This window comes from Streptomyces sp. URMC 127 (assembly GCF_051386535.1).
In the GTDB taxonomy this organism is placed as follows: Bacteria; Actinomycetota; Actinomycetes; order Streptomycetales; family Streptomycetaceae; genus Streptomyces.
On record NZ_JBPQTW010000220.1, the window covers coordinates 1 to 11129 of the forward strand.

The window sequence follows — 11129 nt, forward strand, 5'->3', positions numbered from 1 at the left end:
GCCGGTTCCCTCATCGAGGGAACCGGCCTTCGCCGTATGCCGTGTATGCCGTACGGGCCGCGCGCTCAGCGCCCGGCTCAGCGCCCGGCTCGGCGGCCGGCCGCCCGCTGCTGCACGTACCCCACCAGCGCCAGCGCCAGTGCCAGGCCGCCCGTGGAGAACAGCTGCACGCGCGTGTCGTCCTCCAGCAGCATGAGCACCAGCGCCCCCACGACCCCGGCCAGCGTCACCCACGTCAGATACGGGAAGGCCCACATCCGCACGACGAGCGTGTCCGGCGCCTCGCGCTCCAGGCGGCGGCGCAGCACCAGCTGGGAGGCGGCGATGAAGCCCCACACCACCAGCACGACGCCGCCGACCATGTTCAGGAGCCAGGCGAAGACCGTGGTGGGATACCAGTAGGACAGCAGGACGGCGAAGAAGCCGAAGGCGGACGACGCGAGCACCGCGCGGCGCGGCACACCGCCGGTCACCTTGCCCAGCGCCTTGGGGCCCTGGCCGCGGGTGACCAGGGAGTACGCCATGCGCGAGGAGCCGTAGATGTTGGCGTTCATGGCCGACAGCAGGGCGATCAGCACGACCACGTTCATGATCTGCCCGCCGCCGGGGACGCCGAGGCGGTCGAGCACGGCCGCGTACGGGCCGCTCTCCGTGACGGCCTTGTCGTTCCACGGGATCAGCGTGACGATCATCAGCATCGAGCCGACGTAGACGATGCCGATCCGCCACATCGTGGTCCTGACGGCCTTGGCGACACCGCGCACCGGGTCCTTCGCCTCGGCGGCGGCGATGGTCACCGTCTCCAGGCCGCCGTAGGCGGCGAGCGAGGCCAGCAGGCCGATCAGCAGGCCGTTCACGCCCGTGGGCAGAAAGCCGCCGTCGTGCAGGAGGTGCGCCGCGCCGGGGGAGTCGTTGCCGGGCAGCACGCCGAGGACGGCGAGCGTGCCCAGGATCAGGAAGAGCCCGATGGCGCCGATCTTCAGGGCGGCGAACCAGAACTCGAACTCGCCGAAGTTCGAGACCGCGGCCAGGTTGCTGCCGCAGAACACGGCCATGAAGACCAGGACCCACATCCACGACGGGGTGCCCGGGAGCCAGCCCTGCACGATGTGGGCGGCGCCGATCGCCTCGATGGCCACGCCCACGACCAGCAGCGTCCAGAACATCCAGCCCGCCGTGAAGCCGGCCCACGGGCCGATCGCCCGGTCGGCGTGGACGGAGAAGGAGCCGGAGGCGGGGTTGGCGGCGGACATCTCGCCGAGCATCCGCATCACGAACATCACGAGCAGCCCGGACACGGCGTAGGCGAGCACGATCGACGGGCCGGCGGCGGCGATGCCGGCGCCCGAGCCCACGAAGAGGCCCGCGCCGATGACGCCGCCGAGGGCGATCATCGACAGGTGCCGCTGCTTGAGCCCGTTCGAGAGCGGCGAACCCTGTGCGGGGGCGCCCTCCGTGTGCGGGGGAGAGGTTATGTCTGTCCGGCTCATGGTCGTGCCTGTCCATCATGCGAGATCGGGATGTTCGAGTATGTGCAGGCGGAGGGAGATCCGGTTAACTCGTCCGTTATCCGGACAGTCACTTCACCCAGGGTGATCGTTTCGCAGCAGTTCATCCGAGGACCGTACAGCCTCCTCACGGCGGACCCGGCTGCGTGCCCCGCACCGCGCAGGACTAGCGTCAGTGATCACGGGCGAACCCCGCCCGCAGCGCACGCACGAAGGGGGAGCACCGCACATGACCGGCCGTACCCACCTGATCGAAGGCCTGATGGAACGGTTCCCGCACGTCCCGCGGGAAGCCGTCCTCAAGGAGGACCTGCTGCGCGGCGGCATGGCCTTCGACGACTCCGCGCTCACCGACACCGGCAACGAGGCGTCCGGCGGCGTCAAGCCCAAGTCGTACTTCATCTTCTCCTTCGACCACCGCACCCTCCCCGAGCTCGGCGCCGCCGCCCTGCGCCGCCCGCCGGAGGAGATCGTGCTGACCGGCGGCCCCTACGAGCTGCGCCGCACCGTGGTCTCCGTCCGCGTCAACCCCGCCTCCCCGTACCGGGTCCGGGCCGGCGAGGACGGCGCGCTCGGCCTCTACCTCGACGGGCGCCGGATCGCCGACGTGGGCCTGCCGCCGATGCCGGACTACTACCGGCAGACCCTTCCCAACGGGAAGTCCGTCATGGAGGTCGCCCCCACCATCCAGTGGGGCTACCTCGTCTATCTGACGGTCTTCCGCGTGTGCCAGTACTTCGGTGCCAAGGAGGAGTGCCAGTACTGCGACATCAACCACAACTGGCGCCAGCACAAGGCCGCCGGGCGCCCGTACACCGGCGTCAAGCCGGTCGAGGAGGTCCTGGAGGCGCTGGAGATCATCGACCGCCACGACACCGCCCGGGCCTCGCAGGCGTACACGCTGACCGGCGGCGCCATCACCTCGAAGGTCGGGGGGCTCACCGAGGCCGACTTCTACGGCCGTTACGCGCAGGCCATCGAGGAGCGCTTCCCCGGCCGCTGGATCGGCAAGGTCGTCGCGCAGGCCCTCCCCAAGGCCGACGTGCAGCGCTTCCACGACTACGGCATCCGCATCTACCACCCCAACTTCGAGGTGTGGGACGAGCGGCTCTTCCAGCTCTACTGCCCGGGCAAGGAGCGCTACGTGGGCCGCGACGAGTGGCACCGGCGCATCCTCGACTCCGCCGACGTCTTCGGCGCCCGCAACGTCATCCCCAACTTCGTGGCCGGCGTGGAGATGGCCGCCCCGGACGGGTTCGCCACCGTCGGCGAGGCGATCGCGTCCACCGCCGAGGGGCTGCGGTTCTTCATGTCCCACGGCATCGTCCCGCGGTTCAGCACCTGGTGCCCCGAACCGACCACGCCCCTGGGCCGGCTGAACCCCGAGGGCGCGCCGCTGGAGTACCACGTGCGGCTCCTGGAGGTGTACCGGGCGACCCTGGAGGAGCACGGGCTGACCTCGCCCCCCGGCTACGGGCCGGCCGGGCCGGGACGGGCCGTCTTCTCGGTGAGCTCCTTCATGGACAGCCTCCCGGCGGACGACGACGAACAGGAGGGGAGCGCCGAACCGGCGGCGGCCGCGCCGTGAGCGCCGCGCCGTCAATTCCGTTGCCCGCGGCCGGAGGCGCCGGTTAACCTCTGATCATGGTTCCGGGCACTCTCTTCCGCTGACGCTCCTCCGGGAAGCCGCGCTCCCCGCTCCCTGCTCCCCGCTCTCCGCCGGGAGCTCGTCCGGCGTGCGCGCTTCCCCACCGGTGATCTGCATCCGCACGTTCCTCCCCCGAGAGGCACGTTCCTCCACCGAGAGAAGAGCCTTCAGCATGCCCGTCCAGACCTCCGGCCGTGACCCGTTCGCGCAGTGGCTGCGCGACCACGCCACCACCCTGACCACCATCGACCCGGACGCCCCGCTCGACGACCTGGAGCCGCTGCGCGCCCTGATCGGCGACGCCCGCGTCGTCGGCATCGGCGAGAGCTCGCACTTCATCCACGAGTTCGGGCTCGTCCGCCGGCGCCTCCTGCGGTTTCTCACCGAGCGCTGCGGCTTCACCGTCCTCGCCTTCGAGTACGGCTTCAGCGAAGCCCTCGCCCTCGACGGCTGGGCGCGGGGCGCCGGGCGGGACGAGGACCTCGCCCGGATCACCGCGGCGGACCTCCCCATGGGCGCGCGGGAACTGCTCCACGCGCTCCGCCTGCACAACCGCACCGCCGCCCGGCCCGTCGGCTTCGCGGGCGTCGACATCCCGGCGGCGGGCGGCTCCCTCCTGCCCGCGCTCCGCCCGGTCGCCGACCACCTCGCCGAGGCCGACCCCGGGGCGCTGCCGCTGGCCGGGACCGCCATCTCGATCGCCGAGCGGTTCGCCGGCCGGTCGGCGGCCGCGGCGGCTCCCGCGTGGGACCGCCTGGACGCCGCCGAGCAGGACGCCCTCACCGCAGCCCTCGCCCGCCTCCTCATCCGCTTCCGCGCCACCGAGCCCCTGCAGGTCGCCCGGACCGGCCGGCACGCGTACGAGGTCGCCCTCCGGCGGCTGGAAGCCGCGACGCAGGCGGACCACACCCTGCGGGCCATGGCCGACCTCTTCGCGGGCCGCGGATTCAGCGTCGACACCTCGGCCCGGGAGGTCTACATGGCCGGGTCCGTCCTGTGGCACCTGGAACACGCCGCGCCGGGCGCGCGCGTCGTGCTCATGGCCCACAACGCCCATCTCCAGAAGGAGCCCGTCACCTTCGACGGGTCGGCGGCGACCCTGCCCATGGGGCAGTACCTCCACCGCTCCCTGGGCGACGACTACTTCGCCCTCGGGGTGTCGTGCGTCGGCGGCCGCACGGCGGAGATGCCGCTGGACGAGAGCGCCCCGTTCGGCTTCACCGTCGACGACACGGAGCTGGAGCCGCCCGAGCGCGGAAGCATCGAGGCCGCCTTCGCCGAAGCCCTTCCGGCCGGGGCCACGGGCCTCGCCGGGCTGCGCCGGGCGCCCAAGGGCGACGGCAGCCCCGACCGTACGCGGCTGCAGGCCTCGTACCTGCACACGCCGGTCGCCGACGCCTTCGACGGGATGCTGTGCGTGCCGTCCTCCAGGGTGGCCGACGGCATCGAGGTCTGACCGGCGGTGACGGTCCGGGCCGGTCTCCGGCCGGCCCGGACCGCGGTCAGTGGTTGAGCCGGGTCGCGACGTGCGTGGCCTCCTCGATGTCCACGCCGGCCTTGTCGAGCAGCTGCTCGGACAGGTCGCGCAGCGCCCGCGCCGCCGCGACCTCCTCGCCGACGCGCTGCTGGGAGGGGTCGGCGGGGTTGCGGTTGGTCGTCCCGACGGCGGTGAAGTCCGTACCGTCGTGCATGTGCAGCCGCACCGCCGCCTGGGTCAGCGCGCCGGCCTCGCGGAACTCCATGTCGATGGGGCTCTCGACGATCTTCTCCGTGGTCATCGCACACCTCCGGGATCCGTCCTTGCCGCCCTGTTGCGCTCCAGCAGGTCGATGACCTCCTCGTCCGGGGTCTGCGAGAAGTCGTGGTACCACTCGCCCACCGCGAAGAAGACCGCCGGCGTGCTGAGGCAGACGAGCTCGTCCACCTCCGCGCGGAGCGCCTCCGCGGCGTCCGGAGCGGCCACCGGCACGGCGAGCACCACGCGGGCGGCCTCCTGGGCCCGCACCACCTGGCAGGCGGCCGCCGCCGTGGCCCCCGTGGCGACGCCGTCGTCGATGACGATCGCCGTGCGGTCCTTCAGAGGGATACGGGGACGGCCGCCGCGGAACCGCTCGGCCTGGCGGGCCAGGTTCGCCTCCTCGCGCTGCTGGATCTCGGCGAGGTCGTCCTCCTCCACCCGGCTCATGCGCACGATCTCGCTGTGCACGACCCGCACCCCGCCCTCGCCGATCGCGCCGAACCCCAGCTCCTCGTGGAAGGGCACCCCGAGCTTGCGCACGAGCACCACGTCCATGGGGGAGCCGAGCGCCCGGGCGACCTCGTAGGCCACGGGGACGCCGCCGCGCGGCAGGCCCAGGACGACGGGATCCTCGGCGCGCAGGTGGCCCAGCCGCTCGGCCAGGCGGCGCCCGGCCTCCACGCGGTCATCGAATCTCATGATCCACCCCTTCTCCCGGGGGCGGCACTCCGGAGAACGAGGGAAGCCATATTTCTAATATGGTCAGATTCCCGCCGATCGTCCATGTCAGGAGCCGGCCGCCGGTGTGCCGGGCGGCTCAGGGCCCGGGCCCCGCGCCCCCCGGCCGGACGCGAGCGCCGCCCGCACCCGCGCCGCCACCTGTGCCGCCTCCTCGTCCGACGCGTAGCGCCCCCGCGGCCAGAAGAAGCCCCGCAGGCCGTCCTTGCGGTTGCGCGGCACCACGTGCACGTGGAAGTGCGGCACCGACTGGCTCACCCGGTTGTTCGCGGCCACGAACGACCCGGCGGCGCCCATCCCGCGCTCCACGGCCCCCGTGATCGCCTGCACGCGCGCGAAGAACGGCCCCACCTCCTCGGCGGACAGGTCGGTGAGCGTCTCGGCGTGCCGCCGGGGCACCACCAGCACATGGCCCGGAAAGAGCGGCCGGGCGTCCAGGAAGGCCACGGCCGCCGCGTCCTCGAAGACCCGGTGCCCCGCGGAGCCGTCCGCGGCGATCTCGCAGAAGATGCAGGCGGGCTCGTCCATGCCCCCAGTCAACCGCAGACCGCCCCCGCCCCCGGCGATCCCGCGGCGAACCGCGCGCCTGCCGCACCGCGCCGCCGATCCGGGGTTCCTCACGGGCGGCCCGTGAGGCGCCCGCACCGGCGGGGCACAAGACCCGCATGCCTCTCCACGTCGGAACCTCGGGCTGGCAGTACAAGGACTGGCGCGGCGTCCTCTACCCGGACGGCTGCCCCCAGCGCCTGTGGCTGGAGGAGTACGCGCGGCAGTTCGCGACCGTCGAGAACAACAACGCCTTCTACCGGCTGCCGCCGCCCGGCACCTTCGCCGACTGGCACGACCGCACGCCCGCCGGCTTCGTCATGGCCGTCAAGGCGAGCCGCTACCTCACCCACATCAAGCGGCTGCGCGACCCCGAGGAGCCGGTCGCACGGCTGATGCGCCACGCCGCCGGGCTCGGCCCCCGGCTGGGCCCCGTCCTCCTCCAGCTGCCGCCCACCCTGCGCGCCGATCCCGCCCTCCTGGACACCGCGCTCGGCTGCTTCCCCGGCGGCGTCCGCGTCGCCGTCGAGCCTCGCCACGACTCCTGGTGGACCGAGGAGGTGGAGGCCGTCCTGCGCGGCCACGGCGCCGCCCTGTGCTGGGCCGACCACGGATCACGGCCCGTCACCCCGCTGTGGCGGACGGCCTCCTGGGGCTACGTGCGCTTCCACAGCGGACGCGCCCGGCCCTGGCCGCGCTACGGCCGGACCGCGCTCGCGAGCTGGGCCGGCCGCATCGCGGACACGTGGCCCGACCGGGCCCACGTGTACGCCTACTTCAACAACGACCCCGGCGGAGCGGCCGTCCACGACGCCGCCGCCTTCGCCCGCGCGGCGGCCGCACTCGGGCGCAAGGTGAGCCGCACCCCGGACGCACGCGCCTGAACCCGCGCCGGTGCGCCGCACCGTGCGCCGCGTGCCCCCCGACGGCAGCGGAACCGGGAACGCCGCCCGGACCCGGCACGTCCCAGCCGGTGTGGCCCGAAAACGCGCACGGCCCGGGAGGCCGCGCGTACGGGGAAGGGGGCGCACCGACCGTGGACGGCGAGCAGCAGCGGCATCCGTTACTGGCCGGCCGGTACCGGCTGATCGACCAGCTGGGCAGCGGAGGCATGGGCGTGGTCTGGCGCGCCGTGGACGAACTCCTCGACCGGGAGGTCGCGGCCAAGGAGGTCAGGGCACCCGACCACATGCGCGAGCAGGACGTCCGCACCCTCTACGCCCGCCTGAAGCAGGAGGCCCGCGCCGCCGCCCGCATCAGCCACCCCAACGTCATCACGGTCCACGACGTGGTCGAGCAGGACGGCCGCCCCTGGATCGTCATGGAGTTCGTCCGCGGCCGCTCGCTCGCCGACATCCTGCAGCACGAAGGCGTCCTCAGCCCCAAGGAGGCCGCCAAGGTCGGCTCAATGGTGCTCCAGGCGCTGCGCAGCGCGCACTCCTGCGGCGTCCTGCACCGCGACGTCAAGCCCGCCAACGTCCTGCTGGAGCCCGGCGGCCGCGTCGTGCTGACCGACTTCGGCATCGCCCTGGTGGAGGGCTCCGGCACCCTGACCCGCACCGGCGACCTCATCGGCTCGCCCGACTACCTGGCCCCCGAGCGCGCCCTCGGGGAACGGCCCGGCACCCCCTCCGACCTGTGGTCCCTCGGCGCCACCCTCTACTCGGCCGTCGAGGGCGTCTCGCCCTTCCACCGCACCTCGGCGCTCAGCACCCTGCAGGCCGTCGTCCAGGACGACCCGCCCACGCCGAGGCGCGCCGGGCCGCTCACCCCGCTCCTGGAAGGCCTCCTGCGCAAGGACCCGCAGACCCGCATGGGCTCGGCCGAGGCACAGCGCCTGCTGGACGACGTCGCCTCCGGCCGGATGCTCACTCAGCCCGACGGGGCCGGGCCGGAGCCCGGCGGATACGTGCCCACCGCGGTCGCCACGCCCACCCCGGCCCGGCCGCCCCAGCCGCCTCCGCCGGTCCACGGGGCCGCCGGCTCCGGATCCGGCCGTGCGGCACCGCTGTACGGCGGCGGCCCGGCGGTTCAGGGCTCGCATCAGGGCTCGTATCAGGGCTCGCCTCAGGCCTCGATGCAGGGCTCGACCGGGTCGGCAGGGAGCCACCGGGCGGCCGGAAGCCCCGGCACGGGCGGCGGTTCCGGGACGGCCGGGGCGCCGACGAGCACGTCCGGTGACGTGCACGGGGGACCGGCAGGCGCGGGGGGCTGGTATGCCGGGTATCCGATGGGCGCCCAGGGGGCGGTGCAGACCCCTCTTCCCGGATACCCGGCACCGGACCCGAGCCCGGCCCCCGGCACGACGCCGGCGCCGCGCCGCGGCTGGCCCGTCTACCTGGGACCGCTGCTGGCGCTGCTCCTCATCGCGGGCGGCACCGTCGCAGGCGTGCTGTCGGCGGGAGGCCCCGGGGACAGCGGAAAACAACCGGACGGCGGTTCCACGGGCACCGTCCAGCCCGGAGAGTCCTCGCAGCCGGACGACTCCGGCGAGCCGGGAAGCTCCGCGAACGCCAGCCCCTCCCCGCCCGGCCCGTCCGGGCAGGCCACGGACCGTCCCGGCTATCCCGGCTACCCCACGACCCGGCCGACCGGGGACCCGGGCAGCACGTGCAACGGCGGCTGGGTGACGAAGTGCGCGACGCACTGAGCAGCAAACGAAGCAATGACGACGAAGGCAAGAACCGACCAGCTTTCGGGGGATGCAGATGCGGCTGGTGGCCAGTCCGTTCCGAGGAACACAGCACAAACCGTCCGCGCGGCGCCGCCGGCTCCGGGCCGTCGCGCTCCTCACGCTGCCCGCGCTGATCGGCGGCGCGAGCCTGGCCGGGTGCGGGTCCGGCGGCAAGAAGACCGTCCAGCTCGTCCTGGAAGCCGTGGGGGAGGCCGGTGCCTTCCCGTTCGCCGAGCACCCGGACACCGACCTGCGCGGCGTCCGCACCGCCGTGCGCGGCGGCGGGGAACGGGCGGGGGACGCCCGGGGCACCTTCGGCGGCGTCCAGGGCGCCACGCGCTGCGACAAGGCCTCGCTGATCAAGCAGCTCACCGACGACCCCGAGAAGGCCAGGGCGTGGGCCGGGGTGAAGAACATCGACGAGAGCAGGATCGGCGAGTACATCAACGGCCTCACCGAGACGAGCCTGGAGTCCGACACGCTCGTCAAGAACCACGACTTCCGCGACGGCGAAGCCAGCGAGTACCTGTCGGTGCTGCAGAAGGGCGTGCTCGTCCTCGTGGACGACTACACGGCGCCCGCCGTCAAGTGCAACTGCGGCAATCCGCTCCAGGAGCCGGACACCGTCGTCGACACGAAGGCGGCGAGCTACACGGGCACCCGCTGGGAGACGTTCGCCGCCACGGAGGTCATCGTCGTCAAGGCCCGTACGAAGGAACAGGGCCCGGTGAAGCAGATCCCGCTCGTCGACCCCTTCCAGGGCGACAAGGCCTTCGACCGCGGCGTGGGCAGCAACGGCAGCAAGGACACTAAGACCTTCCACTGGGACCCACCGAAGACGGCTCCGGGCACTCCGGGTTCGGCGGGCGGCTCTCCAGGTACCGCGGGGTCCGCCGGGTCCGCGGGTTCGCCGGGTTCCGCGGACAAGGGGCCGTCCTCCAAGGCGCCGAAGGACAAGTCCGGGGAGCCGTCGGCCGGTTCGCCCGGCTCCGGCTCCTCCGGCCCGGGGGCGTCCTCCAGCGGTTCCGGTGAACCGTCGGGCCGCTTCTCCGCGCAGGGCCGGCCGACGACGGAGCCCTCCAAGCCGACGGCTCCGGGCACCTCGTCCAGGAAGCCCTCGCTCGGCAGCACCACGCCGGGTGCTCCGCGCACCACACCGCCCCGGATGAGCGCGCCGGCCCCCGGGCCCGCGACGACGCGGCCGGTCGCGCCGCCCGCCTCACCGAAGCCGGTGACGCCCACGTCCTTAAAGCCGGAGACGCCCGGCAAACCCGTAGCGCCCACGACCCGCAAGCCCGTGGCACCGACAGCGGACAGGCCGGAGAAGCCTGAAAAACCGGAGAAGCCGGAGAAGCCGGAGAAGCCGGAGAAGCCGGTGGCACCGACGGCAGGAAAGCCCGAGAAGCCGGTCGCGCCGACCGCCGGGAAGCCGGAGAAGCCGGTGGCGCCGCCGGTGGAGAAGCCCGAAAGGCCCGCCGCGCCGCCCGCCGAGAAGCCCGAAAGGCCCGCCGCGCCACCGGCGGAAAAGCCCGCGAAACCCGAGAGGCCGGAGAGGCCCGAGAAGCCGGTGACCGGCGCGTCCTGACACGAAGGAGAAGGACAGGAGGCCCCCGCACTTCCCCAATCCATGCCAAGTGGGGACGAACACCAGGCGCGATACGTTGTCCCCCGCAAGCAAGAGACCGTCCATAGGGGTGGAAGCATGGGGATGCTGAAGGGTGCCAACGTCCGGATTCCGGCGCCGGCGGTGCGGGTCGAGCTGGGCTGGCACACGGCCCCCGGGGTGCCGGACGTCGACGCCTCCGCCCTGCTGCTCGCGGGCGGCAGAGTCCGCTCGGACGCGGACTTCGTCTTCTACAACCAGGCCGTGCACCCCTCGGGCGCGGTCCGGCACGAGGGGAAGCGGCCGTCCGGCGCCGGTACGACGACCGACACCCTGACCGTGGACCTCGCCGCGGTGGAGCCGTCCGTCGAGTCCGTCGTGCTGGCCGCCTCGGCCGACGGCGGGAGCTTCGGGCAGGTGCCGGGGCTGTACATCCGCGTCACGGACGCGGCCGGCGGCACGGAGCTCGCGCGCTTCGACAGCACGGACGCCACCGTCGAGACGGCCTTCGTCCTCGGCGAGCTCTACCGCCGCCAGGGCGAGTGGAAGTTCCGGGCGGTGGGCCAGGGCTACAGCAGCGGCCTGGAGGGCCTGGCCACCGACTTCGGCATCACGGTGGACGAACCCCAGTCGGTCCCTGCCCCGGCCGCGCCCCCGGCCCCGGCGGCCATACC

The 11129-nt window shown here is 73.5% G+C and carries 9 protein-coding genes and 1 pseudogene; 6 read left to right on the forward strand and 4 right to left on the reverse strand.

The window, feature by feature from the left end:
• Nucleotides 1–77: 77 nt before the first annotated feature.
• Complete coding sequence (locus ACSNOH_RS29260; RefSeq protein WP_436724457.1) at nucleotides 78–1490, reverse strand: amino acid permease; 1413 nt, start codon at nucleotides 1488–1490, stop codon at nucleotides 78–80.
• Between the two features lie 247 nt (nucleotides 1491–1737).
• Between ACSNOH_RS29260 and ACSNOH_RS29265 the strand changes: the two genes are divergently transcribed.
• Both ACSNOH_RS29265 and ACSNOH_RS29270 read left to right on the forward strand, forming a co-directional pair.
• A complete protein-coding gene (locus ACSNOH_RS29265; RefSeq protein ID WP_436724458.1) occupies nucleotides 1738–3096 on the forward strand; it encodes a radical SAM protein in 1359 nt (452 codons plus the stop codon).
• 232 nt (nucleotides 3097–3328) lie between these two features.
• Nucleotides 3329–4612 (forward strand): erythromycin esterase family protein, encoded by a 1284-nt coding sequence (locus ACSNOH_RS29270; RefSeq protein ID WP_436724459.1) that lies wholly within the window; start codon nucleotides 3329–3331, stop codon nucleotides 4610–4612.
• Between the two features lie 46 nt (nucleotides 4613–4658).
• Here the strand turns inward: ACSNOH_RS29270 and ACSNOH_RS29275 are convergent, their stop codons facing one another.
• The 3 genes and pseudogenes from ACSNOH_RS29275 to ACSNOH_RS29285 all read right to left on the reverse strand — a co-directional run bounded on the left by ACSNOH_RS29275 (nucleotide 4659) and on the right by ACSNOH_RS29285 (nucleotide 6160).
• Entirely contained in the window at nucleotides 4659–4934 is a 276-nt protein-coding gene (locus tag ACSNOH_RS29275) for a DUF1876 domain-containing protein (RefSeq protein WP_302866729.1), read from the reverse strand.
• Nucleotides 4935–4951: 17 nt separating this feature from the next.
• A pseudogene (locus ACSNOH_RS29280) lies at nucleotides 4952–5593 on the reverse strand (phosphoribosyltransferase); the annotation flags it as partial.
• Between the two features lie 87 nt (nucleotides 5594–5680).
• Nucleotides 5681–6160, reverse strand: coding sequence for an HIT family protein (locus tag ACSNOH_RS29285; protein ID WP_436724460.1), 480 nt, complete (start codon nucleotides 6158–6160; stop codon nucleotides 5681–5683).
• Nucleotides 6161–6297: 137 nt separating this feature from the next.
• On the opposite strand from ACSNOH_RS29285, the gene ACSNOH_RS29290 reads away from it, so the two are divergent.
• The 4 genes from ACSNOH_RS29290 to ACSNOH_RS29305 form a co-directional block, all read left to right on the forward strand.
• Nucleotides 6298–7062, forward strand: a complete 765-nt coding sequence (locus ACSNOH_RS29290; RefSeq protein WP_436724461.1) for a DUF72 domain-containing protein — start codon at nucleotides 6298–6300, stop codon at nucleotides 7060–7062.
• Nucleotides 7063–7214: 152 nt separating this feature from the next.
• Nucleotides 7215–8828, forward strand: coding sequence for a protein kinase domain-containing protein (locus ACSNOH_RS29295; protein WP_436724462.1), 1614 nt, complete (start codon nucleotides 7215–7217; stop codon nucleotides 8826–8828).
• Between the two features lie 67 nt (nucleotides 8829–8895).
• Nucleotides 8896–10437, forward strand: a complete 1542-nt coding sequence (locus ACSNOH_RS29300; protein ID WP_436724463.1) for a DUF6777 domain-containing protein — start codon at nucleotides 8896–8898, stop codon at nucleotides 10435–10437.
• Nucleotides 10438–10554: 117 nt separating this feature from the next.
• Nucleotides 10555–11129, forward strand: a 575-nt coding sequence (locus ACSNOH_RS29305) for a TerD family protein (protein ID WP_436724464.1), incomplete at its 3' end; no start/stop codon positions are given.